This window comes from Streptococcus cristatus, assembly GCF_001588905.1.
GTDB classification, from domain to species: Bacteria; Bacillota; Bacilli; order Lactobacillales; family Streptococcaceae; genus Streptococcus; species Streptococcus cristatus_N.
In genome coordinates, this window is the sequence record NZ_LAWH01000009.1 from 1 (window position 1) to 26,873 (window position 26,873).

Genomic DNA, 26,873 nt, shown 5'->3' on the forward strand with positions numbered 1-26,873 from the left:
GAATTACCGATTTCTGTCCCACTCTCTCTAACTTTATAAAACTTTTGCACTGGTGCGGGTAATATCTTCTACTTTTATATTGTGTGCTTCAAACTTGGCCTTCAAGGAAACCAAGTCAACATCTCCGTCAATTTGTACCTCAATGACAACTTTACCGTCCTTACGAGGAATATTAACCGTGTTTGAAATATTGAGGTTTTCTTCGACAAGCAAGGCGATAATATGCGATAGGACACCAACCTCGTCTTCCGTGACAAAGCGCATCCGAACGCCCTTTTCGCCATAACCAGAAACTTCTAGAAAAGCTTTGAAAATGTCGCGATCCGTAATGATTCCATAGACCTGCTCATTGTCAACAACTGGTAAGATTCCAATTTTATTTTTCAGCATCAAATAAGTCGCATCTTCCAGACTAGCATACTGGGAAATAGTAACGACATCCTGAATCATCACATCTTTTACTTTGGTTTTATTCAGAAGATAGTTCATTTCATAAATAGATAGGCTCGTTGCCTTTGATGGACTTGCTTCTGCGATTGTTCCCTCTGTCACAAGACCCACCAGCTTATCATTTTCAATCACGGGCAAGCGATGCAATTTTTGATCGCGCATAATATCTGCCGCATGCGCAATCGTTGTGTCTGGGCTAATGTATACAACCTTGCGTGTCATAAAATCTTTTACTGCCATGAGAAGCCTCCTCTAATTTCTTTTTCTAATCTTATTATACTGTATTTTCCAACCAATTTCAAACGCTTTCACAGTTTTCTCTTATGTTTTCAAAATTTAGAAAAATCAGGCAGACTACCTATAAAAAAGCTAGATTCTTCTATGAGAAAACGAGGGGGAACGTTTGACCCAGCCTCGCTTTAGCCTATCTCTATAGTTTCTTGTCTAATACCACTAGCGACAAGAGGACCAAAAACAATTGAAAGAAGAAATTGATCAGCCTAATGCTACTTTTCTATTATTTCTCCAAACTTCTAACAAAGGCCTGGTAAGTCTGTTCCATTAGCATGGTAATGGTCATCGGTCCAACTCCCTTTGGAACCGGAGTAATGAGACTAGCCACTTCTGCCACTTCGTCAAATTTAACATCGCCAATCAGCTTGCCATTTTCATCCCGGTTCATGCCGACATCAATAACTACAGCTCCCTCCTTGACAAAGTCCTTGGTTACAAAGTGTCCTCGTCCGATAGCCACCACTAAAATATCAGCTTTCTTTGCAATTTTTGCTAAATGATGGGTCCTTGAGTGCGTCAAAGTAACGGTCGCATTTTTAGACAACAGAAGCTGAGCCATAGGTTTACCGACAATATTACTACGGCCAATCACCACCGCATTCTTTCCTTCCAAGTCCACCTTATATTCACGGAACATTTCCATGATTCCTGATGGTGTAGAAGGGATCATCAAGGGATGTCCTGACCAAAGTCGCCCCATATTGGTCGGATGAAAGCCATCTACATCCTTATCTGGATCAATGGCTAATAAAACCGCTTCATCGTCAATGTGGGCTGGCAAAGGAAGCTGGACTAGGATTCCGTGCCAAGCTGGATCCTGATTATATTTAGCAATCAAAGCCAGCAATTCTTCCTGACTCGTTGACTCGGGCAGGCGCACGACTTCACTACGAAAGCCAGCGGCTAGAGCAGACCGCTCTTTATTTCTCACATAAACCTGACTGGCTGGATTGTCGCCCACCAAAATCACCACTAAACCAGGTTCCTGCCCTGTCTCTACTTTTAGTTTTGCTGTTTTTTCTGCAAGTTTCGCTTGAAGCTTTTCTGCTAAAGCTTTCCCGTCAATAATGTTTGCCATTCTTTTCTCATTTCTTTTTCACTATATTTATTCATTATATCAGAAATCCTTCTGTCCCACTTATACATTTTTCTTATATAAAGTTATAAGATTAAAGACTGAGCTTGACGAGCAAAATAAAAAAGCAGAAGCCTGCTTTTTAGTATAATAATTCATAAATTTCCATGGCAATCAAGTCAATACTATCGAAAGTATAAGTCTCACGCGCTGCCACATCACGCAGAGTAAAAATTGGTCCATTTTCTTCGTCGTAGCTGTACGCCACTTCGGCAACAACCACTCCTTCACGTTCAAAATTACGTTTTAAATTTCCACCATCTTTGGCCATAGCTTCCAAACGATTGATGATTCTAACTAAATGTGATTCCATTTTATTTCTCCTATTTACTTGCTTCTCTCCTATTTTACCATAAAAAGAAACTGAAATACCAGTAAAAGACCATTTTTTTCTCTTTTTCGCGCTATAATTTCTCAAAAAATCAGTCTCAGGGAGGATTTTGTAGTAAATTCTTGCATTGTGCAAGAATACTGATATAATGAAACTATAATACTTTGACTATTTTTGACCATTTAAAAATAGGTGGATCTACGGCCAAAGAAAGAGGTAGAATATGCTTTGTCAAAATTGTAAAATCAATGAATCAACCATCCATCTCTATACAAATGTAAACGGAAACAAGCAGCAGATTGACCTTTGTCAAAATTGCTATCAAATCATGAAGACAGACCCTAACAATAGCCTTTTTCGAGGACTGACTCAGGCTAACAACCAAGGAATTGACCCTATTGACGATTTCTTTAACAGTCTTGGTAATTTTCAACAACCCCAAGAACCAAATCCAAATATCCCGCCAACTCAATCTGGAGGAGGCTACGGTGGCGGTGGCTATGGTGGCAATTCCAATCATGGAGGCGGAGCACGCCAACAGGCTCCGCAAAAGCCAAAAGGTCTCCTAGAAGAGTTTGGTATCAATGTGACTGAGATCGCCCGTAAAGGAGAAATTGACCCTGTCATCGGTCGGGACGAAGAGATTACTCGTGTCATTGAAATCCTCAACCGCCGCACCAAGAACAATCCTGTCCTTATCGGGGAACCCGGTGTCGGAAAAACAGCTGTGGTGGAAGGCTTGGCCCAGAAGATTGTGGACGGGGACGTACCTCACAAACTCCAAGGCAAGGAAGTTATCCGCCTAGACGTTGTCAGCCTAGTACAAGGGACTGGTATCCGTGGTCAATTTGAGGAGCGGATGCAGAAGCTCATGGACGAGATTCGCTCTCGTCAAGATGTCATTCTCTTTATTGATGAAATCCATGAAATTGTCGGAGCAGGTTCTGCTGGCGATGGCAATATGGACGCCGGAAATATCCTCAAACCAGCTTTGGCTCGCGGAGAACTCCAGATGGTCGGAGCAACCACCCTTAATGAATACCGTATCATCGAGAAGGATGCAGCCCTCGAACGCCGTATGCAGCCAGTTAAGGTAGATGAGCCGACAGTAGAAGAAACGATTACCATCCTCAAAGGGATTCAGAAAAAATACGAAGACTACCATCATGTCAAGTACACAGACGCGGCCATTGAAGCTGCGGCACTTCTCTCCAACCGCTACATCCAAGACCGCTTCCTGCCAGACAAAGCTATCGACCTATTGGATGAGGCTGGCTCTAAGATGAATCTGACCCTCAACTTTGTTGATCCTAAAGTCATTGACCAACGTCTGATTGAGGCCGAAAATCTCAAGGCTCAGGCGACTCGCGACGAAGACTTTGAAAAAGCAGCTTACTTCCGCGATCAGATTGCCAAGTACAAGGAACTTCAGAAGACGAGCGTGCTGGATAACGATATCCCAATTATCAGCGAGAAAACGATTGAGCACATCGTAGAGCAAAAGACCAATATCCCAGTTGGCGACCTAAAAGAAAAGGAACAGTCTCAACTAGTCAATCTCGCTAGTGACTTAAAGGCTCATGTCATCGGCCAAGATGATGCCGTGGATAAGATTGCCAAGGCTATCCGCCGCAATCGGGTCGGACTAGGAAGTCCTAATCGTCCAATCGGTAGCTTTCTCTTTGTCGGACCAACTGGTGTCGGTAAGACTGAGCTTTCTAAGCAACTGGCCATTGAGCTCTTTGGCTCTGCTGACAGCATGATTCGCTTTGATATGAGTGAATACATGGAAAAACACAGCGTGGCCAAGCTGGTTGGTGCGCCTCCAGGCTATGTCGGCTATGAGGAGGCTGGCCAGTTGACCGAGCGCGTCCGCCGCAATCCATACTCGCTCATTCTACTGGATGAGATAGAAAAGGCCCATCCTGACGTTATGCACATGTTCCTTCAGGTTCTAGATGATGGCCGCCTGACCGATGGTCAAGGTCGGACTGTCAGCTTCAAGGATACCATTATCATCATGACATCCAATGCTGGAACGGGCAAGGCTGAAGCCAGCGTTGGCTTTGGGGCAGCGCGTGAAGGCCGCACCAACTCCGTCTTGGGTGAGCTGGGTAACTTTTTCAGTCCTGAGTTCATGAACCGCTTTGACGGCATTATCGAATTCCAGGCGCTCAGCAAGGACAACCTACTGCAAATTGTCAACCTTATGCTAGACGATGTCAACCAGCGCTTGGCAACCAACGACATTCATCTGGATGTTACAGAGAAAGTCAAAGAAAAATTAGTTGATTTTGGCTACGATCCCAAAATGGGCGCTCGCCCACTGCGCCGCACCATTCAAGACCATATCGAAGATGCTATTACTGACTTCTATCTGGAAAATCCAAGCGAAAAAGAGCTCAAAGCTATCATGACCAGCAATGGCAAGATTCTCATCAAGTCAGCCAAAAAGGCTGAAGCAGAAAAAACCAAGCCCGATGAAAGCTAACTGATTTTAGCGCTGCGTCTTGATAAACTTTTAAAAACAAGCAAGAAGAGAACGGATAAAGTATTCCGTTCTCTTTTTGAATTCTATTAATTTTTAGTGGAGCTCACTGGATAGCCTTATCTTCTAGCGCTCTCTAGCGTAATTAACCATGTCATAAGGTAGGGTGTTGGCTCTCTCTTTCAGTGAGTAATTTTCTAAATTATTGACATTTTGGCGCAGGCGTTTTGCATAGCTACTTGAGATCAATTTCTTTTTCTCGTATTCAAAGATAATTTTTCTCTCCAAATAATAGCCCCAGATCATTTCTGAGATGTTATTGGGCTTGAATCGCGCAATAACACGCTCGATGAAGGCACCACTACCGATGATCTCCGTTTCTCTTAGTCGAGATTCCTGCAAAAAAGTAATTAGAGAAGGCTTATAGATGCCCTTTAGATGTTCCAAACTTTCGATAATGACTTCGGTATTGGACAGATAAAGCTCTGCTATATCCTCCATATCCTCAGCAGTTAGATGCTTAGCTCCACCTTGCCTCCAAGAGCGCCATCTAGCACCAAGGGTGACGATTTCATGGAGCAACATGCGTAATACGCGCAGTGTAACGAGAAACATATAGGTAAAGCGAGAAACTAAGTTTCGATTGATGCCCTGCTCAATATTATGTAGGTAACGCTGATAAAGATGATAGCTACGATCGCTGATTTTTCCTTCCTCAAAAGCTTGCTCCAAACCATCATTTTCGATACTCAAAATCAATAATTTCAGAGCTGCCAAGTCTCGCTGAGTAGCCTTGTCTTCCTGTTCAAGGATTAGGTTTTCGATACGACCATGGTAATTGTCAATAGCCGCATAGAGAGGTGCCTTAGCCTTGGTTTGCTTGAGGCCTGCTTCCAGCTCACTCACCACTTCATTTAAAATAGCAATATGCATCAGGTGCTCGTTTTCTTCTTCTCTTTCCTCAGACAGATGAGGAAGAGTGAGCAAACCTGTCAGAAAGCTAAGAAAGGTCACACCTGCTACCAAGAAAAGCAACAAAGGATGATCTTGCTCCAACTGACTCGGAATCAAAAGAATAGTCGCAATGGAGACGGTTCCTTTGACACCTGAAAAGGTCAGCAGCAGCATTTCCTTCAGGTAGTTTCCAACATTCTTGTGTAATCTTCTGATTCGAATGAAGTAAAAAGTGAACAGCATAATAAACCGAAGGGCAAAGAGTAGAAGAGTCAGAAGGACAATACTCACGAGCAACAAGAGATTATTGTAAATCGGACTCTTTAAGATTGGCTCTGCAATCATCTCCAGTTCGATCCCTAAAATGATAAAGACAGAGCCATTGAGCATGAAGTTCACTGTATTCCAGATGGTTTCCGTGACCGAATCCACCTGAGCTTCCAGAAGCGTTATCCGCTTGAAGCGGCTGGCCTTAAAGATACCTGCGACGACCACTGCGATAATCCCTGAAACATGGATTTCCTCCGCTAAAAAGAAGGTAACTAAGGGTAGGCTCAGCTCCAGCAAGAGCTCACTAGCAATATCTGATACTTGGGCACTCATCAGCAATTTATGCAGCCAGCGATTAAGAGCTGCGCTGGCCATCCCGACGGCAAAACCACCGATAATGGAAAGAACTAAGGAAATACTAGCTTTACCTAGGGAAAAACTTCCTGTGGTCCAGGCCAGAAGGGCGACACGAAAAGCAACTAGACCAGACGCATCGTTAAGCAATCCCTCTCCTTTTAGGATATTTTCCACCCGCTTGGGGAAGGAAAAACGCTCTGAGAGAGAAGCAAAGGCAACCAAGTCTGTCGGACCCAAAGCGGCTCCTACGGCAACACAGGCCGCCAAGGGCAAAGCAGCCCAGAGAAGATGAGCCAGATAGCCCAAACCAAGCGTTGAAATAAAGATAACTGGAAAAATCAAATACAAAATGATTCGCCAGTGCTTGAGAATACTGGTAATATTGCTTTCCTCAGCCTCCCGAAAGAGCAATGGCCCAATTACCAAGGCCAAAAATAACTCTGTATCTAAATGAAATTTCCCCTGAGGAAGGAGAAAACCGAGCGAAATTCCCAGCACAATTTGCACTAGAGGTAAAGGAAGCTGGGGCAGCAAGCGATTGGTCACATTCGATACAACCAATAAGAGCAAAAAAACAATCGTGTAGAGAAGGATTTCCACTTTGAACCTCCTTTATCTTTGCTGGCAGCACTCTTTAAACAATTCTTTTTGCGCTGAAATCTTTTGATCAATTTTGGATAGATCGCGGTGCTCAATCATCTTTTGGCAACGCTCCATCTCTAGATTCACCAATTTTTTCTTGATTCGCAGCATTTTTTTATTCATTTTGGCCTCGTCTAAAAAGCCAACAGTCATTTCTTCATTGGCAGACTCGACGTATTTGTTTCGTAAGCCAGCCAATTTTTCATGCAAATATTGCTTGTCCATTTTTTCTCCAAATGATTCCTTAGAAAGTTTTTAGCAATCTTGGAATCCTTATTTTCCTTTTAATTTCTCAATCATAACCAAAAAAGGCGGATTGTTAATCTGATTAATAGTCTTGTAGAGGACGACTGTGAAATCCTGCTGGGGCAGCTGACTGACGAAGTCAAGCACCGCATCTTTTTCAACTTCGCCCCCTTCATGCCCATAGTAAATCATGATAGCTGCACGGCCGCCTTTTGCCAAGCCTTGGCAGACCTTTTCCAAAGCTTCCAGCGTCGTAGCGGGTCGTGTAATGACAGACTTGTCCGCCGAAGGCAAGTAGCCAAGATTAAAAATAGCAGCCTTGAAATGGTCTGTGTATTGGTCCAGAGTCTCATGGCCAGCCAAGATTAGCTGGGCATTGTCCAAGTCAGCTTCTGCCAAGCGCTGGCGAGTCTTTTCCACAGCCTGCTCCTGAATGTCAAAAGCATAGACTTGCTTAGCCAATTTAGCCAGAAAAAGGGTGTCATGTCCGTTGCCCATAGTAGCGTCCACCACAGTATCTTCCTTGGTCACGACTTCAGCCAAAAAATCATGAGCCATTTGTAAAGGTCTTAACATACGAATTTCTGCTCCTTTGCTTTACAGCCTTGCTTGCTGCCACGGCGACGCATTTCTGCCTCAATGGCATTGAGCACTTCCCATTTATTGAGGCTCCACATAGGGCCAATCAGCATATCTCGCGGGGCATCGCCTGTGATACGGTGGATGACGATATGCTCAGGGATAATCTCCAACTGGTCGCAGATGATGGAGACATACTCCTCCTGACTGAGTAGCTGCAGCCGTCCCTCATGGTAATCCCGTTGCATGCGGGTATTGGTCATCAGGTGAAGCAAGTGGAGCTTGATCCCCTGAATGTCATTGTCCGTCACACAGCGGCGGACATTCTCCAGCATCATCTCATGGGTTTCACCCGGCAGGCCGTTAATCAAATGAGAGACAATCTCCGCCTTGGGAGCCAGCTTACGGACTCGCTGGACCGTCTCCACATAGAGCTCATAGGAATGGGCACGGTTGATGAGGTCCGAGGTCTCCTCATAGGTAGTCTGAAGCCCCAGCTCCACGGTCACATGCATACGTTCGGACAGGTCAGCCAAGTAGGCGATGGTCTCGTCAGGCAAACAGTCGGGCCGAGTCCCGATATTGAGACCAACGACGCCTGGCTCGTTAATGGCTTGCTCATAACGCTCGCGGATTACTTCAAGCTTCTCATGGGTATTGGTGAAGTTCTGGAAATAGACCAGATACTTGCGAACATCTGGCCACTTGCGGTGCATAAAATCAATTTCCTTATAGAACTGCTCGCGAATGGGCTCATCCGGCGCCACAATGGCGTCACCCGAGCCCGAAACGGTACAGAAGGTACAGCCTCCATGCGCCACCGTCCCATCTCGATTGGGACAGTCAAAGCCCGCATCAATAGGCACTTTAAAGGTCTTTTCTCCAAAAATTTTTCGATAATAATCATTCAAAGAATTGTAAGATTTCATACTTTCCATTCTACCACAAAAAAGGACCTAGAAACAAAAATTTCCCCTTTCATCAAGAAAGAAGAAAATCATCGCTCCCACTGATAATGCTTGAGGTCCACACAGCCATTGGCCTTCAAGTCCACTCCCTCCGCCCAGAGCAAGTGTGCTTGGTCTTCCCAGCCTGGTGCGAGGCGCCCTGCCGCATTGACCACCCGATGGCAAGGATGCTTACCTCCATAAATCTCCGACTGACTGAGAATCTTCCCCACCAAGCGGGCGTTTTTAGGTCGCCCAATTAAACGAGCAATCTGACCATAGGTCGCCACGCGCCCAGCAGGAATCTCATCTACAAGAGCTAAAACCGACTTTATGATTTCTGGATTCAAAGCAGACAATCACCTCCTGACCTCACTTGCTCCTATCTTAAAAGAAGAGGCCTCCTTTGTCAAGATAAAAAGGCTGGCAAAGCCAACCTTTCACATCTCTATTTATTTCTGTTTTCCCCTGAAACGCCATTGAAAGCGCAGCTTGTCATAAAAGGGAAACTCGATATTGAGAATGGCAAAGCCCATCAAGGCTCCTCCAATCACATCTGTCGGATAGTGCACGCCCAGATAGACTCTGGATGCCATAATGGTCAAGATAAAGAGCAGGAGCAAGCCCTGTACCAGACGTTTGATTTGTTGATTTTGCATCCGTTGCTGGACAATGATAATCAAGGTGCCAACAACAATGGCTGTCGCCATAGAATGACCACTTGGGAAAGAATAGCCTCCCTCTTTGACCAAATGCGAAATACTGGGCCGACTTCTTTGGTAGACGAGTTTAATCAGCTTAATCAAAATCCCATGTAAAACAAGATTTCCCGCTAGCAAGGCAGCTTCTAATTTCCATTTTTTATACAGGAAAAACAGGGCAAGAGCAGACACCCAGATGATAATTCCTAGTGGGTCAATGAAACTGGTGACCAGTTTAAAAAATGTCGTCAAAGCTGCAGGCAAGTCTCCCCGCAGCCAGGTCTGAATCGGAGTGTCAAAGCTGGTTAGCTGCTCTGGATAAAACTTGACCATGTAGCCTAGTATGACGAAAAGTAAAAGGGCAAAAGAGCCCTTTGTTAGATAAGATTGTTTATTTTTCATAGCGTTTTAGAACGGGCGTCAAAAGCGTGTAAATCAGCCAGAAAGCCACCGCCCAGATTACTCCTTCTAATAGGTTAAAGGGAACAATCATGGTCAGCAGATACTTACTTACACCAATCATCTGACCGATATCAAAGTTTGCAAAACGAGCATAAAGCGGAATGGCATAAAAAGCATTCAGCGCTAGCATACTTGCAGTCAAGGAAAGAATTCCTAGGAATGATGCAAGCAGATAGCTCATCAAATCTCTCTTCTTTTCCCAGAAAAGAGCAAAGAAGATGACATAGACCAGAATCGCCACAATATTGATTGGCAAACCGATCAAGGTTTCCACTCCATGACCATTTAAGGACAATTTTAAAACAGAGCGGATGAGCAAAACTGCTACAGAACTCTTAAAATCCAAGAGAACCAAGGCTAATAAAATCGGAATAATCGAAAAATCCAATTTTAGAAACTCGGCTACCAAAGGGATTTGATAGAACATGAGCAGAAAAGATAGTGCAGATAAAGCCGCTACTATCGCCATTTTGCGCGTATTTGTCATAACAGGTTCCTCCAATTTATAAAAATTAGAGAAGCTGGAAGGCTGCTAACACAAGGCCCGAAAAATCCTTTCACAATTTATAAGAGTATATAAAATACCTCTTAAAATAAGATTAAAACGACCGACCGGCCAGGCAATAACGCCTTTCGTCTTCTCCCATCCAGACTATACTGTCGGTTGTGGAATCTCACCACATCAGCTTGCGCTCGCGGACTTATTTGGCTAAGATATTTTAGATTTATCTAGGCGTCGCAGTCGAAGATAATACTTAAGACAAGACAACGACGAGAAAGCTAAAATAGCTAGTCAAATTTACCGCCGGTCGGGAATTTCACCCAGCCCTGAAGACTCTTTTATCATAACAAAAAACGCTTACAAGCGCAAGCATTTTGTTCATTTTCATTATTTATTTCAATTTATCCACTTCATAGGTATGAACAAGCTCAAGACCTGCAAAGTTCTGCTGGCGAAGGGCTTCGTAAACAATCATGCAGACGGTATTCGACACATTGAGACTGCGGACATGTTCATCATTCATGGGAATACGGAGAGCCTTCTCCGGATGTTCGCGCATAAAGTCCTCAGGCAATCCCTTGTCTTCACGTCCAAAGAGGAAATAATGGTCCTCGTCAGTCGATAAATCCATCTCAGAATACACCTTCTCAGCGAATTTCGAAATCAGATAGAGTTTACCTTTCATCTGAGACATAAAATCTTCCAAACTGTCGTAAAAATAAATCTCTAGCTTATCCCAATAATCCAAGCCAGCCCGCTTCATCTTGCGATCATCAATAGGAAAGCCCATAGGCTTGATGATGTGGAGGGGAGAATTGGTCGCAGCGCAAGTACGTGCGATATTGCCTGTATTTTGTGGAATCTGAGGTTCAAATAATACAATGTGATTTGTCATGACTTGCTTCCTTTCACCATTGCAAAAAAATAGCCACACTGCCCGGAGTCAAGCTCAGCAAACAGCGTGGTTAAGGCATCATTAACTTACATCACAACAGGTTTGATGTAAATCAATGAGGGTACTTTCCTAGTATATCATTTTCTTCCGACAAGTCAATAAAAATGACCTCAAAAAGTGAGATTTTTGTAGGATATTTTTTGAAACAGCTTACTATTCTGTAAAAAACGACTTTATTGAGATTTATAGATGAAATTTTATATAAAAAAAGGTATGATAGATACATATTCGGGAGGAATAATATGAAAATTATCGTCGTCGGAAGCGGGAAGGTCGGAGCCGCCCTTTGTCGCTCGCTCGTTGCTGAAAAGCATGATGTCGTTTTAATTGAACAAAATGAAGCTGTTCTGAATCATATTACAAAACGTTACGATATTATGGGCATCGTTGGAAATGGTGCGAATTTTAAAATCTTGGAGCAGGCAGATGTTGCCCACTGTGATATCTTTATTGCCATGACGGAGCAGGATGAGGTCAACATGGTTTCAGCCGTTCTCGCAAAGAAAATGGGGGCTAAAGAAACCATTGTCCGTGTGAGAAATCCTGAATACTCAAATGCTTATTTTAAAGAAAAAAATATTCTAGGCTTCTCTCTGATGGTCAATCCTGAACTCCTAGCTGCTCGTTATATTGCCAATATTATTGATTTTCCTAATGCTCTGTCATTGGAGCATTTTGCCAATGGCCGAGTGACCTTGATGGAGTTTAAAATCAAGCCAGAAAGCTATCTCTGCCAAATGAATCTCTCGCAATTCAGGAAGCATTTCCCTCACGTTATTATCTGTGCTATTGAGAGAGAGGGCAAACTCAGCATTCCAGATGGTGATTTCACCTTGCAGCCATCTGATAAAATCTTCCTAACTGGAAATCGTTCAGAAATTGTCCGCTTCCACAATAAAATCCGACCAAGAGTCATCAAGAGCCTCATGATTATCGGGGCAGGTAAGATTGCCTATTATTTATTAAATATTCTCAAAAATAGCAAGATTGAGCTCAAGGTCGTCGAGATCAATCGCCAGCGGGCAGAGTTCTTCAGCCAAGAATTCCCTGAGCTCTACGTGGTCAATGGAGACGGTACAGCCAAAGATATTCTACTCGAGGAAAGAGCTGCACATTACGATGCAATAGCTACTCTGACAGGCGTCGATGAAGAGAATATCATCACCTCCATGTTCCTCAATAATCTTGGAGTTCAAAAAAACATTACCAAGATCAATCGGACAAGTCTCCTCGAGATTATTGACAATCAAGACTTCGCAAGTATTGTCACGCCAAAAGGGATTGCGGTTGATACCATTATGCACTTTATCCGCGGACGGAATAACGCGCAATTCTCCAGCCTAGAAGCCTTGCACCATGTAGCAAATGGCCAGATTGAAACGCTCCAATTCCAGATCAATGAAGGAAATAAAATGATCGAACAGCCTCTTTCTCAGCTCAAATTGAGGAGCGGAGTGCTGATTGCTGCTATCATTCGTCAAGGCGTAGCCATCTTCCCAAGTGGAGATGACTATTTGGAAGTCGGAGATAAAATCATCGTGACAACCTTGATTCAAAACATCGATAAGATTTACGATTTGTTAGAGAGGTAGCCCCATGAATAGACCTATGATTCGCTTTCTCCTCTCCAAACTCCTGCTCATCGAAGCAGCCCTCTTGTTGGTTCCAACAATCGTTGCCCTGATCTACCACGAAGATCTTGAAGTCTTCCTTTCTATCGGCGCGACAATGATTATTTTAGTGATTTTGGGTGGATTAGGTTCAGCCTTTAAGCCTAAAGATGCCCACATTTACACTAAGGAAGGGGTACTGATTGTTGCCCTTTGCTGGATTCTCTGGTCCTTCTTTGGTGCTCTGCCTTTTGTCTTTTCTGGCCAGATTCCGAATCTAATTGATGCTTTCTTTGAAGTTAGCTCTGGCTTTACCACTACTGGTGCTACGATTTTAAATAATGTATCTGTCCTTTCCCACTCCCTCCTCTTTTGGCGTAGTTTTACCCACTTAATTGGAGGAATGGGGGTGCTGGTCTTTGCCTTAGCTATCATGGACAATGCCAAAAATGGCCACTTAGAGGTTATGAAAGCGGAAGTTCCTGGACCAGTCTTTGGTAAGGTTGTGTCGAAATTAAGAAACACTGCCCAGATTCTATATATTATCTATCTAGCGCTCTTTGCCCTTTTTACTTTTCTTTATTTCCTCGCTGGCATGCCACTCTTTGATAGTATCGTCATCGCAATGGGAACGGCTGGTACAGGAGGCTTCACTGTCTTTAACGACGGAATCGCCCACTACAACAGTTCTCTAATCACCTACCTTGTCAGCTTTGGCGTTCTGACCTTTGGGGTGAACTTCAATCTCTACTATTATCTCTTGATTCGAAGATTTAAAGCCTGTTTTCATGACGAGGAGTTGAAAGGCTATCTCTGGATCGTCCTCACTGCCACTATTTTGATTAGCTTCAATGTTCTCCATATTTACGGGGAATTTGCAAAAAGCTTAGAAATTTCATTTTTCCAAGTTTCCAACATCATTACTACGACAGGATTCGGCTATGGAGATACCGTACAGTGGCCCCTCTTCTCACAAGTCATTCTGCTGCTGCTCATGTGTCTAGGTGGTTCTGCTGGCTCCACCGCTGGCGGTTTCAAAGTGATCCGTGCCATTATCATCGGTCGCATCGCTAAAAACCAAATCCTTTCCACACTTTCGCCAAACCGCGTTCTAACCATGCATATCAACGGTGCTGTTTTGGATAAAGATACCCAACACAAGGTTCTCAAATATTTGGCAGTTTATATTTTGATTATCGCAGCTTTGATTTTCATCATCAGTCTGGACAATAACAATCTAATGACTGTTACCAGTGCTGTCATCAGCTGTTTCAATAATATCGGACCAATGATTGGAACAACTGAGACCTTCTCTATCTATAGCCCGTTTTCTAAATTCCTCCTCTCTCTTGCCATGATTGCAGGACGTTTAGAGATCTATCCAATTCTGCTTCTATTCCTACCAAGAACCTGGTCTAATAGATAGCAGGAAAATAGCTATCGTTACTTGACTAATGCCCGTAACAACGGGCTTTTATCTTGTTCTAAAACTACCATCTGAGAACGAATCCTCGTACGATTTGACACTTAACTTTTTAAGGACAATGTTATTTTTTCCCAATCCCGAATCTATTTGGCAACTGTCTTTCCGTTTAGGCCAACGGTACTTACATATTTATCAAATATCCCGTGAAATCAAAAATCGAAAGTTTTGGAGGGATCAAGACAAGTATGTGAACATGATCTGGCATCATCTGTCCCTCAATAATTTCCACACCTTTGTATTGACATAGATGAAGAAAAATCTCAATGGGATCTCGTCTTATTTTGTAGTGAATGATTTTTCTGGGATACTTGGGGGTAAATATGATAGGATATTTGCACGTCCATTTGGTATGTGCTAAACTGCAACTGGTTTTAGCCAATTCTTTTTCCTCCTTTGTCTTACCTGAACAGATAGATTCTATCAGGAAAAAGAAATGAAAGCTCAAAGCCTTGGCAGCCACCAGCTTAGCTGTGGTAGTTTTCTTGTTTTTCTCTACGAGAAAAACTGGCTTGAAGCCATAATAAAAATAAGACGGAAGGCCCTTCTTCCTTCTTATTTCTGGTCTCGAGACTCTGGAATCAATCGATTCCAAGCTCTTCGTTCTTCTTCTGCTGCTGGGTTTCCTTGTGATTATCATAGCGATCAACCAAGAATTTGGCGATTTCTTTGAGGATAGAATAAGTCGGTATTGCCACAATCATCCCCAGCACGCCATGGATATTGCTGGATAAGAGCAAGAGCACTATGATGGTAATAGGATCGACCTTCATCACACCGCCAACGATACGGGGATAAGAAAGATTATCGTTAGTAAAAGGACCTACATCAGCTTACTTTTATAAAACATCTGCCTCCTCCTATCGGTTATTTTTTCCTAAATTTTGTTATAATAAAGGAGTTTTAACGAAAGAGGGAGTAAAAATGGAAAAAATTATCAAACTGGAAAATGTAAGCTTGGCTAAACAAGGCCGGACCATCTTAAGAGATCTCAACTGGCAGGTGAAAAAGGGAGAGCATTGGGCTATTCTCGGTCTCAACGGTTCAGGAAAATCTACTCTCCTGCGCTTGCTTATGGCTGAACATTGGAAGGCCCAGGGCAAGGTGACGGTTCTGGATACGGAATTTGGCGCCGGCGACATTCCTCAGCTGCGAACTAGGATTGGAGTAGTTGGCTCCTTCATTGCTGAGCGCCTGCCTAGCCATCTCACTGCCGAAGAAATCGTCCTGACAGGCAAGTATAAAAGCAGTATTCTCTACGCTCCTTACGGACAAGAAGAACTGGATCAAGCTAGGGAAATGCTGGCTTCCATTGGCGGACAAGATTTGATTGGCCGGAGCTACATCAGTCTCTCTCAAGGAGAAAAGCAGCTCTTGCTGATTGCGCGCAGTCTCATGGAAAAGCCAGAACTGCTTATCCTAGACGAAGCGACCAGTGGTCTGGATCTCTTTGCCCGCGAGAACCTGCTGGATCAGATTGGTAAGATTACGCAGATGGAGCAGGCCCCAACCATTCTCTATGTCACCCACCATGTAGAGGAAATCACTGAAGCTATGGATCATGTCCTGCTCCTGAAAGAAGGCGAAATCATAGCCCAAGGTCCTAAAGAAGACATTCTTCAAAAAGAGGTCATGGATCGCTTCTATCCTCAGCCAGTCGAGCTGATCGAGCTGGGAGAAGACCGTTATTTCATCAAGGTGGAGAACAGGTCCTTATGAAGTAATTTTCTAACATCATCTTCAGTCTGGGCTAGGTTCTGATTCTGACCATGACTGCGATTGTCTTGCTTTTCCTGTCTGGGCAGATTCTGCTGTCCCATACTTACATCCCTTTAAGGACTGTTGAGGGGGTTCAATTCGTCAGTAATCCTTGGTATTTCTACCCTATCCTCCTGTTCTTTAGCCTCAGCCTTTTTTAATCCGGTCCCTGTTGGAAAAGGTTCAGACCAAGTATTTTTTCGGATTTTGTCCCTCACCTGACTAATGCTATGACAACGGAATTTTACCTTGTTCTAAAACTGCCATCTGAGAACGGTTTGACACTTAACTTTTCAAGGACAAGGTCATTTTTTCCCAATCACATATATTAGAAACTATCTTTTCATTTAGGCCAACGATATTCACATAGTCTCCTCTCGCCCAAAACTCTCGATTATCATAATATAACCCCTCTTATTCTTCAAGCTGAACTGGAGGGGTTATTTTGAATAGAAATGAATAAGACTTGGCTTTGTGTTATTAGCATTTTCATCACTTCATTTTAATCGTAATCAGAATACCTCCACCAAGCTATTGTTGCGATAAGACCTAGAATACTGACCCCAAATAAACTGACAAAGCTCCCAAAATTCAATAGTGGTTTTCCTGCAATACCACTTGCGAGTGCAGGAATCGCCCATGGAATATACTTTCCAAAGTTAAGAGCAGAACCAAGCTGAGAAAAAATAATAGTAAAAATAATAAATGCCAATGGTGACAAATAGCCTCGGCCAAGCACTGGCGGTTTAATACTTCATTTAAAACAAACAAAAAGGTTGAGATATTGTCTCAACCTTTTTATTTAGCATAATCAACTGCTCGCATTTCGCGAATGACTGTGACCTTAATATTTCCTGGATATTCCAAGTTGTTTTCAATCTTTTCACGCACATCATGTGCCAAGATTGTAATCTTATCATCCTTGATTTTCTCTGGACTGACCATGATTCGGATTTCACGACCTGCCTGAAGGGCAAAGCTTGTCTTAACCCCTTCAAAGCTATTCGCAATTTCTTCCAAATCTTGCAATCGCTTGATGTAGCTTTCCAGCGACTCACTGCGAGCTCCTGGACGAGCTGCACTTAGGGCATCAGCTGCTGCAACGATGACTGCAATAACGCTCTCAGGTTCCACATCTCCGTGGTGGCTAGCAATGGTATTGATAACAACTGGATGTTCCTTATACTTACGAGCCAACTCAGTTCCAATTTCTACGTGGCTGCCTTCTACTTCTCGGTCGATAGCCTTACCAATATCATGGAGGAAACCAGCACGGCGAGCCAAGTTAACATTTTCACCCAACTCTCCAGCAATAACTCCAGCCAGTTTGGCAACCTCAATCGAGTGACGGAGAACATTTTGCCCGTAAGAAGTACGGAACTGCAAGCGACCCATGATCTTCATCAAATCAGGATGCAGATTAGGTGCTCCGATTTCATAGGCTGCGGCTTCACCATACTCTCGAATACGGTTATCAATCTCTAAGCGATTCTTTTCGACCAATTCCTCGATACGAGCCGGATGAATCCGACCATCCTTGAGAAGAGCTTCCATAGTCATCCGAGCAATCTCACGGCGAACTGGATCGAAACCTGAAAGAGTAACCACTTCAGGCGTATCATCAATGATAACATCAATCCCTGTCAAGCTTTCAAAGGTTCGAATATTGCGACCTTCTCGTCCGATAATCCGTCCCTTCATGCTGTCATCAGGAAGATGAACCGTTGAATTGGTCTGTTCAGCCACATAGTCACCAGCAATCCGCTGCATAGCTTGAACCAAGATATCCTTGGCCACCTTGTCCGAACGCTCTTTGATATCCTGCTCTGCTTCCCGAATACGAGTCGCAATCTCCTTGGACAACTTGTCCTCGGTCTTGGTCAAGATAATCTCACGCGCTTCCGTCTGAGTCAAGGACGCTACCCGCTCAAGCTCAGCTTCTTTTTGCTTCTCTAGCTCAGCTACTTGTGCTTCACGCGCATCAATGTGTTTAGCTTTATCAGTAAGACTTTGTTCTTTGTGCTCCAAAGTCTTTTCCTTGTTGGTTAAATTATCATCTTTGCGGTCAAGACTACTTGCACGCTCTGTCAAGCGGCTTTCAATTTGTTTTAACTCCTGACGCTCAGACTTAAATTCTGCATCAACCTCTTCACGATATTTTCTGGCTTCTTCTTTTGCCTCCAAAAGTGCTTCTTTTTTAAGCGAACTGGTTTCGCGCATCGCTTCTTTGACAATCAAATCCGCTTCGCGTTCTGCCTGACCGCGTAAATTGGTTGCTTCTTGTTCAGCATTTAAAAGAGTAAGTTCCGCGGCTTCCTTAGATGCTTTCATCTTAACCGCGATTCCTACATACCCAATCACTAAACCAATGATGGCAGCAAAAACAAAAGCAGCTATCGTATATAAGCCCATGTTTTTACTCCAAATCTATTTAATTATTGAATTCAAAATTCCTTTTTATTCTATCATAAATAGCAGAAATTCACAAATCAATTTTTTTGAAAAAGAAGCTTGATTTTTGCCTATTATTGGGCGAAAAGGCGCTAAATCAAAGAATTTAATATATAAAATTTTTTTATTTCCTAACTCTTATTTTTTTATGCTATAATCAAAAGGAAGTGTTTGAAATGTCGCTTTTAAAACCTGATCTCATTTTCAGGTTCCAATTTTAGATTTTAAAGGAGAAACCATGTCTAAAGAAGTTATCGTTGAAAGTTTTGAGCTTGACCATACAATCGTAAAAGCACCCTATGTCCGCCTCATTGGCGAGGAAACTGGTCCCAAAGGAGATATTATCTCTAACTTTGATATTCGCTTAGTGCAGCCAAATGAAGACTCTATTCCGACTGCTGGCCTGCATACCATCGAGCATTTACTGGCTATGCTTATTCGCAAGCGAATTGACGGTATGATTGACTGCTCGCCTTTCGGTTGCCGCACAGGTTTCCATATGATTATGTGGGGACAGCACTCAGCGACTGAAATTGCTAAAGTCATCAAATCTTGCTTAGAAGAAATCGCTGAAACGACTACTTGGGAAGATGTCCCTGGCACTACTATCGAATCCTGTGGCAATTACAAGGATCATAGCCTCTTTTCTGCCAAAGAATGGGCGAAACTTATTCTCAGCCAAGGAATCTCTGACAATGCTTTCGAGCGTCATATCCTCTAAACAGAGGGATTTAATCTTCTAGGATTTTATTATTTGCGCTAAAAATAAAAAAATTAACCCGTCCTACTGGAAACAGAGGGCGGGTTTGTTCTTATTATTCCTGCATAGCATAGCCGATGCCACGGACAGTTTTGATATAGCTGGTCTGTCCAGCAACATCAATCTTACTACGTAGGTAGCGAATATAGACATCTACTACATTAGTCTCAGTGGCACCTTCATACTTCCAGACACGTTCTAGAAGCTGCTCGCGACTCATGACTTTTGGACTACTCATCAGCGTCACTAATAAATCATATTCTCGTCGTGTCAAGGCAATCACTTCCTCTCCACGATAGACGATATGATTTTTCAAATCAACTCGTAGATTGCGGTAAGCAGTCGGTGTTTTTAGCTTGCTACAATGCTGGTCGATAAAGTCCCGACCTCGAAAGATATCGGATACTTTCTCAACCAAATCACTGATAATAAAAGGTTTGACGGTATAGGAAACAGCAAAGCGCTGAATCTCATCTGCATGTTCTTTGATCTCTTCACGGCTGGCTAAGACGATAATAACTGAAGCCGGCTTGAACAAACTCAGTTGCCTAGCAAACTCACTAGCGGTCATATCCTGCAGGTCATAATTAAGCAAAAATAGATCATAGTCATTTTCTCTAGCTAGTGCCAAACCTTGACTGCCTGTCTCAACCACATCCAAAAGAAATGCTTCCTTTTGCAGTTCCAAAGTCACAAATCGTGCAAGATTCTTTTCATTTTCTACTAATAAAATTCGCTTTGCCATAGGCCTATCCTATTTTTCGTCATACCAAGAGTAGTGGAAGGTTCCTTCTTTGTCTTTACGTTGGTAAGTGTGAGCACCAAAGTAGTCACGTTGTGCTTGGATCAAGTTAGCTGGAAGGTCCGCTGAACGGTAGCTATCAAAGTAAGTGATGGCTGCTGAGAAGGTTGGTACTGGTACACCTGCTTGAACAGCAAGAGCTACGATATCACGCACTGCTTGTTGGTACTTAGCAGTTACATCCAAGAAGTACTCATCTAAAAGAAGGTTAGCAAGATCTGCATCGCGGTTGTAGGCATCTGTGATCTTTTGCAAGAAACGAGAACGGATGATACAGCCATCACGCCAGATAGATGCGATGTCCGCAAATGGCAAGTTCCAGTTGTTTTCTTTAGATGCCACACGCAACTGCGCAAAACCTTGTGCGTATGAAATAATTTTTGAGAAGTAAAGGGCTTGACGGATCTTTTCAATCAACTCAGCCTTGTCACCTTCAAACTTGAAGGCAGCTGGTTTTGGAAGCACCTTGCTAGCATGTACACGCTCTTCTTTGTAAGTAGAGATATAACGGGCAAATACTGACTCAGTGATCAGTGACAATGGCACACCAAGGTCAAGCGCTGATTGGCTAGTCCATTTACCTGTCCCCTTGTTACCTGCAGCATCAAGGATGTAGTCTACAATTGGTCCATCTTGGCCTTCATCGTCTTTACGGCTCAAGATATCAGCTGTGATTTCGATCAAGTAGCTGTCCAATTCACCCTTGTTCCACTCAGTGAAGATTGCAGCCATGTCTTCTGCAGAAAGACCAAGCAAGTGTTGCATGAGGTCATAGCTTTCTGCGATCAATTGCATATCACCGTACTCGATACCGTTGTGGACCATTTTCACATAGTGACCAGCTCCGTCAGGACCGATGTAAGTCACACATGGTTTGCCATCTTCTGGTGCTTTAGCTGAGATTTCTTCGAGAACATCAGCAACCAATTCGTAAGCTTCTTTTTGTCCACCAGGCATGATAGAAGGACCTTCAAGGGCACCTTTTTCACCACCAGAAACACCGGTACCGATAAAGTTGATGCCTGAGTTTGCCAATTCTTCATTACGACGGATTGTATCTTTATAGAAAGTGTTTCCGCCGTCGATCAAGATATCGCCCTTGTCAAGGTGTGGAAGAAGGGCTTGGATGGTTGCGTCTGTACCAGGTCCAGCTTGAACCATGAGCATGATACGACGAGGTTTTTCGATAGATTGAACGAAAGACTCTACATCGTAGCTAGGTACAAATTTCTTTTCAGGATGGCAAGCGATTACGTCTTCTGTCTTTTCTTTACTACGGTTGTAAATAGCAACTGTATAACCACGAGATTCGATATTTAGGGCAAGGTTACGACCCATTACGGCCATACCTACGACACCAAAGTTTGCTTTTGTCATTTTCTACTCCTATAATCTTAGTTGTTTAATCTGTTATATTTTAACATTTTTACATGGTAATGAAAAGTATTTAGCTGATAGAAATGCTTTTCTGATGGATGATAAACAAACAGCTAGAAGTTGCAACTCCCAGCTGTTTGGATATCATAGATACATTTGGATTTATTTCTCATCAACTTCGATGACAGCTTGTTCATCTTGTTTAAGCTTATTGACAGTCATGTTGACACCAAGTGCTCCAGCTAACAGTTGACGAATGTCAAAGCCTGCTCCTTGGGAAACTTGGTCAATGCTCTGCATGATATCACCGACCATTTTAGAAGCGTTGCCTTCACCATACATGGTAATCTTGTCTACCTTGGTCAATGGCTCTGCTACCGCGCGAGCGATTTCTGGCAGTTTATCGACAATCATCTCCGTAATCGCAGCTTCCTGCATCTTCTTCATGGCTTCGGCTTTCTTGTCCAAACCTTGTGCTTCCGCTTCTAGTTTAAGACGAATGGCTTCCGCCTCCGCACGTCCCTTGGCTTCAATAGCTTCAGCTTCTTGCAGTTGTGCAAATTTCTCAGCCTCGGCTTGAGCCTTGCGGGCTTCCGCTTCTTTCTGTGTTTCAAAGAGTTCCGCTTCGGCCTGACGCTGACGTTCAATCAATTGCGCTTCTGCGGCCTGTTGACGAGCATATTTTTCAGCTTCGGCTTGCTTGCGGATATTGGCATCCAATTCCTGCTCACGGACCTTAACTTCTCGTTCTTTGACTTCCGCTTCTTTTTCCTGCTTCATGATGTTGGCTTCTGCCGCCACACGTTCTTGTTCACGACGCTGGATTTCAGCCTCAATCCCTTTAGCCGCGTCAGCTTTAGCTTGCGCAATATCTGCTTCCTGCTTGAGGGCTGCTTGTTTCAGTTTGAGTTCATTTTGCTTTTGAGCAATTTCCAAGTCAGCGGCCACGCGCTTGTCGTTAGCCAACTTGTCCTGCTCAGCCTCAACTTCCTTGCGCTCACGTTCAGCCTTAGCTTTGGCAATCAGGGCGTCTTTCTTAATCGTTTCGACATTTTCAATACCGAGGTTGTCAATAACGCCGCCTTCATCAGAGAAGGATTGAACAGTAAAGGCAATGACTTCCAAACCCATCTTAGCCAAATCTGGCGCCACGTTATCCTGCACTTTAGAAGCAAATTCCTGACGGTCATTGACCATCTTGCGCAGTTCCATCTGGCCGATTACCTCACGAAGGTTCCCTTCGAGAACATCTTGGACAGAGTTGGAAATATCTGTTGTGTTCCAATTAAGGAAGTTTTCTGCCGCACGCTCAATCATTTCATCCGTAGTACCAATCTTCAGCTTAACAGCCGCATCGGCACGAACATTGATAAAATCAAGTGTTGGCACAGACTCAGAAGTACGGACGTCGGTAGAAAACTGCTCAATATCCAGATAAGAGCGCTGCTCTACAAAAGGAATCATGAAGCCAGCCTTACCTCTCAAATGACGCTGCTTACGCAGACCAGTAATAACGACTACTTCATTTGGCTTAGCATTGACATACCCCTTAGCCAAAAGAATAATAAGCACAATGGCTGCAATGATTGCAAAAATCAACCAGCCTGGGATAAATAACATATCCATAGAAACTTCCTTTCTTTTCCAGAGCAATAGACGAATGCATTGCCCAAATATATTTTTAGTTAGTATATCAAAAAATTAACAGTTTGCAAAACTTTTACTGCTACTCCTATCCAACTTCCAAAATTCCCCCCTCAAACAAAAAAAGATAGCCCCCATTCATTGAGGAAACTATCCATGTTTTATTAGTCATTTCTTCCAAAGATACGAAGGATACTGAGGAAGAGGTTGATAAAGTCAAGGTAGAGGCTCAAAGCTAGAGAAATAGCCCAGCCAAGACCTGCCTGTCCACCCGTTTGCTCATAGACATAGCGAATCTTTTGATTGTCCCAAGCAATCAACCCTGCGAAAATAACAACGCTGACGTAGCTGACAATGTAGTCTATCATGTCGCTACCTAGGAAAATATTGACAAAACTCGCAATCACAATCCCAATCAGGCCTGCAATCATAGCTCGACCCATGCCAGATAAATCTTTTTTAATGATGACGCCCATGGCTGCCATAACAAGGAAAACAGCTGCACTAACTGCAAATGCTTTGAAGACCACGCCTCCTGTGTACATGGCCACAATGAAACTCATGGTAAATCCGTTTAGGGCTGAGTAGCTCAAAAAGAGAGGAAGAGCAGCTGGACTATTCCGGAGTCCTCTGCTGGAAGCTGACCAAACCAAGGCCAGCTCAATAAAGATAGCTCCATAGTAAATCCAGCTATAATGGAGCAAAATCTCAACTAGAGCTGTCTGGAAGGTCGTCAGCATTAGACCCGAAACCAGAGCAGAGATAGCAATTCCCATCCCGACAAATCCGTAGACCTTAGAATAAAAACTAGAAAGTCCACTGTTTTCTTGAATAATTGTATTGTTCATAATGTCTCCTTTTTACATTTTAACTTTTCATCATCTTTCGATGATACTTTTTACGCCCACTCAGCTTTTGTCGCCAAGGTGCCGTCGCTTCTTTGATCGCCCAATACTTGTCCACCATGGTCACAACGAAGGACTCCTTGTAGCGGGGTGGTGCTAAAGTAGCTCCCCACATATGCTTGATGATAATATCTTCCTCAACTCGATTGAGCTTGGTAATCTTACGGGCATTTCGGACTGCTAGGCGGGGATGTACCCAAGCATGACTCTTTTTAAATTTGGTTTCGCGCCAGTCATAATAAAATAGATCATGCAGAAGAGCACCTCGTGCCGTACTGCGGGCATTCCAGCCAAATTTTTTAGCAATCTTATAGCTAGTATAACTGACATTGATTGAATGTTCAAGCCGATTGGAATAAATATGATGGGTAATCCCTTTTAAACGCTGAACACTTGGCTTCTCAATCAAATGCCCCACATAGGCCATAAATTCATCATCTTCTCTGTAAGGCATATCATCACCTCCATTTAGTTTTATTATAGAAAGATTTCTAAAAGCTAGCTTAAAGCAAACATCAGGATGCCGGCTGCCACAGCTACGTTAAGACTTTCAGCCTGACCCTTCATGGAAATATGAACTAAAACATCAGCCGCATCCGTCATTTCTTGGCTGATCCCCTGACCTTCATTGCCCATGACTAGGAGGAAATCTTCATGTTTTTTGACCTTTTGATAATCCACAGAATCTTCTGATAAGGTCGAAGCCAGAATTTGTAAATCATTTTGACGAGCTAGAGCCAGCATATCCTCTCTGCTCACGCGATAAATGGGTAGATGAAAATGGCTACCTTGCATAGAACGCAAGGTTTTGAGATTGTAAATGTCAGCGGAGTGACTAGAGATGAAAACTCCTTGATAACCCGCCGCATCCGCTGTTCGGATGATGGTTCCGACATTACCAGGATCCTGCACATCTTCTAAAAAGAGATAGGCTCCTTCCAGCTTTTCTGGAATGTTTTGCTCCTCAAAGGCTAATTCTGCAACAATTCCCTGAGGGGTCTTGCTATCTGCTAAATCACTGAGAATCTCAGGACTGACAAAAATCGTCTGAGAAAATGCTGCCAAGCGATCTTCGTACTCTGCCAAGGCAAAAATTCGCAGAATCCGTGCCTGACTGGCCAGAGCCTCCTCAAAAAGATGCCAGCCCTCAATCAAATACGACTCGCTACGATATTTTTTTTGATGCAGCTTTTTAGCTTTTTTTACCACATTATTGGCTTTTGAGGTTATAATATTCATAAATACATTATAACACAATCTAGCAGTTTTGAACTCATCCTCTAGACTTAGCTTCAGAGAAAATATTGTCCCAAGCAGCCAGCTAGTCGCTACACCATGGGGCTGAGAAGCGAGTTTCAAACCGCTACAAAAGGAGGTAACGATGCAAAAAGTAAGAATGATTGCGCAAGGACGAGTCCAAGGCGTCGGCTTTCGTTGGGGCGTTTACTCCCTTGCTTTGCAGATTGGCGGGATTACCGGTCGTGTCTGGAATAATGACGACGGTACAGTCGAAATTTTGGCTCAAGCAGAAAGCTCTGCCCTCATGGCCAAGTTCATTCAAGAAATCCGCAAGGGACCAACTCCTTTTTCAAAAGTCAGCTATTTAGATGTCACTATGGCCAATTTTGATTCCTATACTGACTTTAAAATTGCAAATTAGGTCTGGAGAACTATTGTATATTTCCTTAAAAAACAGTAGAATAGATAGGTATTATTTTTTAGAAACAAAGGAAATGAACTCGTGAAAACATTTAAACGTATTTTATTCTCTGGAATGAGCTTGTCCCTCCTTCTATTATTGACAGGATGTGTCGGACGAGACAAGGCCGGCAATCCTGCTGGTCCCATTTGGGACGTGCTTGGTCGGCCTATGGCAGATAGCATCCAGTTCTTTGCTAAGAATTCAGGTCTCGGTTATGGTCTAGCGATTATTATCGTTACAGTCATCGTGCGGCTGATTATTTTCCCACTGGGAATCTATCAGTCTTGGAAGGCTACTCTTCAGTCAGAAAAGATGAACTACTTCAAGCCCATCTTTGCCCCTATCCAAGAACGGATCAATAATGCCGAAACTCAAGAAGAAAAGCTAGCAGCGCAGCAAGAATTATTCGCTGCCCAAAGAGAAAATGGTCTGAGTATGTTTGGCGGCATCGGCTGCCTGCCTCTGATCATTCAGATGCCTTTCTTCTCAGCCCTCTTCTTCGCTGCCCAATACACAAACGGCGTAGCTAGCAGTACATTCCTTGGTATCAATCTAGGGAAACCTAGTCTAGCCTTGACACTCATTGTCGGGGTACTCTACTACATCCAGTCACTTCTTTCCCTACATGGTATCGAAGATGAGACCCAAAAAGAGCAGATGAAGCGCGCTACTTATATAAGCCCGATTACGATCGTAGGTTTCTCTTTCTTGTCACCAGCAGCTGTGACGCTCTACTGGGTAGTCGGTGGTTTCGTTCAAATTATCCAACAATTCATCATTAACTACTTAATGCGTCCGCGGATCAGAAAGCAAGTAGCAGAAGAATACAAAAAGAATCCTCCGAAAGCCATGAGCAATGCAGGTCGCATCAAAGATGTGACACCAAAAGCGAGCCAAGCGATCACTCAAAACAATAAAAAGAAAAAGAATCGCAACGCTGGTAAACAACGTTCTAGATAAATAATTATCCATGTTCCTCCAAGATTTCCTATCTAATCTTGGAGGGATTTTTTTCTACTCGCCCTAAAAATACTAAAAGAGAGGCTGGGACAAAAGTCCTAGCCTCTC

General features: G+C 43.3%; 25 protein-coding genes, 4 pseudogenes and 1 riboswitch. Of the genes and pseudogenes, 8 read left to right on the forward strand and 21 right to left on the reverse strand.

The window, feature by feature from the left end; translation table 11 throughout:
- Positions 1-33: 33 nt before the first annotated feature.
- The 3 genes from A0765_RS01770 to A0765_RS01780 form a co-directional block, all read right to left on the reverse strand.
- Positions 34-690 (reverse strand): CBS domain-containing protein, encoded by a 657-nt coding sequence (locus A0765_RS01770; RefSeq protein WP_062004376.1) that lies wholly within the window; start codon positions 688-690, stop codon positions 34-36.
- Positions 691-967: 277 nt separating this feature from the next.
- The gene (locus A0765_RS01775; RefSeq protein WP_062004377.1) at positions 968-1,822 is read right to left on the reverse strand and encodes a bifunctional methylenetetrahydrofolate dehydrogenase/methenyltetrahydrofolate cyclohydrolase; all 855 of its coding nucleotides are present in this window, start codon (positions 1,820-1,822) and stop codon (positions 968-970) included.
- Positions 1,823-1,961: 139 nt separating this feature from the next.
- On the reverse strand, positions 1,962-2,192 hold the full coding sequence (locus tag A0765_RS01780; RefSeq protein ID WP_005592360.1) for a DUF1797 family protein: 231 nt from the start codon (positions 2,190-2,192) through the stop codon (positions 1,962-1,964).
- Between the two features lie 241 nt (positions 2,193-2,433).
- Here A0765_RS01780 and A0765_RS01785 point away from each other — a divergent pair, with 241 nt between their 5' ends.
- Complete coding sequence (locus A0765_RS01785; RefSeq protein ID WP_062004378.1) at positions 2,434-4,701, forward strand: ATP-dependent Clp protease ATP-binding subunit; 2,268 nt, start codon at positions 2,434-2,436, stop codon at positions 4,699-4,701.
- A 123-nt stretch (positions 4,702-4,824) separates the two neighbouring features.
- Here A0765_RS01785 and A0765_RS01790 read toward each other — a convergent pair whose 3' ends face one another.
- The 8 genes from A0765_RS01790 to A0765_RS01825 all read right to left on the reverse strand — a co-directional run bounded on the left by A0765_RS01790 (position 4,825) and on the right by A0765_RS01825 (position 11,253).
- On the reverse strand, positions 4,825-6,879 hold the full coding sequence (locus A0765_RS01790) for a cation:proton antiporter (RefSeq protein WP_062004379.1): 2,055 nt from the start codon (positions 6,877-6,879) through the stop codon (positions 4,825-4,827).
- A gap of 12 nt (positions 6,880-6,891) precedes the next feature.
- On the reverse strand, positions 6,892-7,146 hold the full coding sequence (locus A0765_RS01795; RefSeq protein WP_062004380.1) for a hypothetical protein: 255 nt from the start codon (positions 7,144-7,146) through the stop codon (positions 6,892-6,894).
- A gap of 48 nt (positions 7,147-7,194) precedes the next feature.
- Entirely contained in the window at positions 7,195-7,743 is a 549-nt protein-coding gene (gene mnmM / locus A0765_RS01800; protein WP_062004381.1) for a tRNA 5-(aminomethyl)-2-thiouridylate-methyltransferase MnmM, read from the reverse strand.
- Positions 7,737-8,684, reverse strand: coding sequence for a tRNA modification radical SAM protein MnmL/YtqA (gene mnmL, locus A0765_RS01805; RefSeq protein ID WP_062004382.1), 948 nt, complete (start codon positions 8,682-8,684; stop codon positions 7,737-7,739). The genes mnmM and mnmL overlap by 7 nt, the downstream gene beginning before the upstream one ends.
- Positions 8,685-8,743: 59 nt before the next feature.
- Positions 8,744-9,043 (reverse strand): MGMT family protein, encoded by a 300-nt coding sequence (locus A0765_RS01810; protein WP_062004396.1) that lies wholly within the window; start codon positions 9,041-9,043, stop codon positions 8,744-8,746.
- A 102-nt stretch (positions 9,044-9,145) separates the two neighbouring features.
- Positions 9,146-9,796 (reverse strand): phosphatase PAP2 family protein, encoded by a 651-nt coding sequence (locus A0765_RS01815; RefSeq protein WP_062004383.1) that lies wholly within the window; start codon positions 9,794-9,796, stop codon positions 9,146-9,148.
- On the reverse strand, positions 9,786-10,343 hold the full coding sequence (locus A0765_RS01820; RefSeq protein WP_062004384.1) for an ECF transporter S component: 558 nt from the start codon (positions 10,341-10,343) through the stop codon (positions 9,786-9,788). Before A0765_RS01820 ends, A0765_RS01815 begins: the two co-directional genes overlap by 11 nt.
- Before the next feature lie 144 nt (positions 10,344-10,487).
- Positions 10,488-10,696, reverse strand: a riboswitch (FMN riboswitch).
- 53 nt (positions 10,697-10,749) lie between these two features.
- Positions 10,750-11,253 carry a tRNA (cytidine(34)-2'-O)-methyltransferase gene (locus A0765_RS01825; RefSeq protein WP_062004385.1) on the reverse strand — a complete coding sequence of 168 codons (504 nt, stop codon included), beginning with the start codon at positions 11,251-11,253 and terminating at the stop codon, positions 10,750-10,752.
- 302 nt (positions 11,254-11,555) lie between these two features.
- Between A0765_RS01825 and trkA the strand changes: the two genes are divergently transcribed.
- Entirely contained in the window at positions 11,556-12,905 is a 1,350-nt protein-coding gene (trkA, locus tag A0765_RS01830) for a Trk system potassium transporter TrkA (protein ID WP_045498933.1), read from the forward strand.
- A 4-nt stretch (positions 12,906-12,909) separates the two neighbouring features.
- The gene (locus A0765_RS01835; protein WP_062004386.1) at positions 12,910-14,349 is read left to right on the forward strand and encodes a TrkH family potassium uptake protein; all 1,440 of its coding nucleotides are present in this window, start codon (positions 12,910-12,912) and stop codon (positions 14,347-14,349) included.
- Between the two features lie 48 nt (positions 14,350-14,397).
- Here the strand turns inward: A0765_RS01835 and tnpA are convergent.
- Positions 14,398-14,788, reverse strand: a pseudogene (tnpA, locus tag A0765_RS01840) (IS200/IS605 family transposase).
- 199 nt (positions 14,789-14,987) lie between these two features.
- Positions 14,988-15,212: pseudogene (locus A0765_RS01845) on the reverse strand (AI-2E family transporter); the annotation flags it as partial.
- Positions 15,213-15,330: 118 nt separating this feature from the next.
- On the opposite strand from A0765_RS01845, the gene A0765_RS01850 reads away from it, so the two are divergent.
- Both A0765_RS01850 and A0765_RS09860 read left to right on the forward strand, forming a co-directional pair.
- Positions 15,331-16,125, forward strand: coding sequence for an ABC transporter ATP-binding protein (locus A0765_RS01850; RefSeq protein ID WP_062004388.1), 795 nt, complete (start codon positions 15,331-15,333; stop codon positions 16,123-16,125).
- 50 nt (positions 16,126-16,175) lie between these two features.
- Positions 16,176-16,372, forward strand: a pseudogene (locus A0765_RS09860) (hypothetical protein); the annotation flags it as partial.
- 294 nt (positions 16,373-16,666) lie between these two features.
- Here the strand turns inward: A0765_RS09860 and A0765_RS09865 are convergent.
- Both A0765_RS09865 and A0765_RS01855 read right to left on the reverse strand, forming a co-directional pair.
- Positions 16,667-16,900, reverse strand: a pseudogene (locus A0765_RS09865) (ABC transporter permease); the annotation flags it as partial.
- A gap of 62 nt (positions 16,901-16,962) precedes the next feature.
- A complete protein-coding gene (locus A0765_RS01855) occupies positions 16,963-18,576 on the reverse strand; it encodes a ribonuclease Y (RefSeq protein WP_061422435.1) in 1,614 nt (537 codons plus the stop codon).
- Positions 18,577-18,853: 277 nt separating this feature from the next.
- Between A0765_RS01855 and A0765_RS01860 the strand changes: the two genes are divergently transcribed.
- A complete protein-coding gene (locus tag A0765_RS01860; RefSeq protein ID WP_062004389.1) occupies positions 18,854-19,336 on the forward strand; it encodes an S-ribosylhomocysteine lyase in 483 nt (160 codons plus the stop codon).
- 94 nt (positions 19,337-19,430) lie between these two features.
- Here A0765_RS01860 and A0765_RS01865 read toward each other — a convergent pair whose 3' ends face one another.
- From A0765_RS01865 to A0765_RS01890, 6 genes are all read right to left on the reverse strand, one after another.
- Positions 19,431-20,120: a response regulator transcription factor gene (locus A0765_RS01865; protein WP_062004390.1), complete on the reverse strand. Its 690-nt coding sequence runs from the start codon at positions 20,118-20,120 to the stop codon at positions 19,431-19,433.
- Between the two features lie 9 nt (positions 20,121-20,129).
- Entirely contained in the window at positions 20,130-21,554 is a 1,425-nt protein-coding gene (gnd, locus tag A0765_RS01870; protein WP_062004391.1) for an NADP-dependent phosphogluconate dehydrogenase, read from the reverse strand.
- A 162-nt stretch (positions 21,555-21,716) separates the two neighbouring features.
- Positions 21,717-23,180: a flotillin family protein gene (locus A0765_RS01875; protein WP_062004392.1), complete on the reverse strand. Its 1,464-nt coding sequence runs from the start codon at positions 23,178-23,180 to the stop codon at positions 21,717-21,719.
- A gap of 182 nt (positions 23,181-23,362) precedes the next feature.
- A complete protein-coding gene (locus A0765_RS01880; protein ID WP_045498897.1) occupies positions 23,363-24,046 on the reverse strand; it encodes a Bax inhibitor-1/YccA family protein in 684 nt (227 codons plus the stop codon).
- A 19-nt stretch (positions 24,047-24,065) separates the two neighbouring features.
- Positions 24,066-24,557 carry an HDIG domain-containing metalloprotein gene (locus A0765_RS01885; protein ID WP_062004393.1) on the reverse strand — a complete coding sequence of 164 codons (492 nt, stop codon included), beginning with the start codon at positions 24,555-24,557 and terminating at the stop codon, positions 24,066-24,068.
- Positions 24,558-24,601: 44 nt separating this feature from the next.
- Positions 24,602-25,342 (reverse strand): TrmH family RNA methyltransferase, encoded by a 741-nt coding sequence (locus A0765_RS01890; RefSeq protein WP_062004394.1) that lies wholly within the window; start codon positions 25,340-25,342, stop codon positions 24,602-24,604.
- Positions 25,343-25,484: 142 nt separating this feature from the next.
- On the opposite strand from A0765_RS01890, the gene A0765_RS01895 reads away from it, so the two are divergent.
- Positions 25,485-25,763 carry an acylphosphatase gene (locus A0765_RS01895; protein ID WP_005590906.1) on the forward strand — a complete coding sequence of 93 codons (279 nt, stop codon included), beginning with the start codon at positions 25,485-25,487 and terminating at the stop codon, positions 25,761-25,763.
- 81 nt (positions 25,764-25,844) lie between these two features.
- Entirely contained in the window at positions 25,845-26,765 is a 921-nt protein-coding gene (gene yidC / locus A0765_RS01900) for a membrane protein insertase YidC (RefSeq protein ID WP_062004395.1), read from the forward strand.
- Positions 26,766-26,873: the final 108 nt, after the last annotated feature.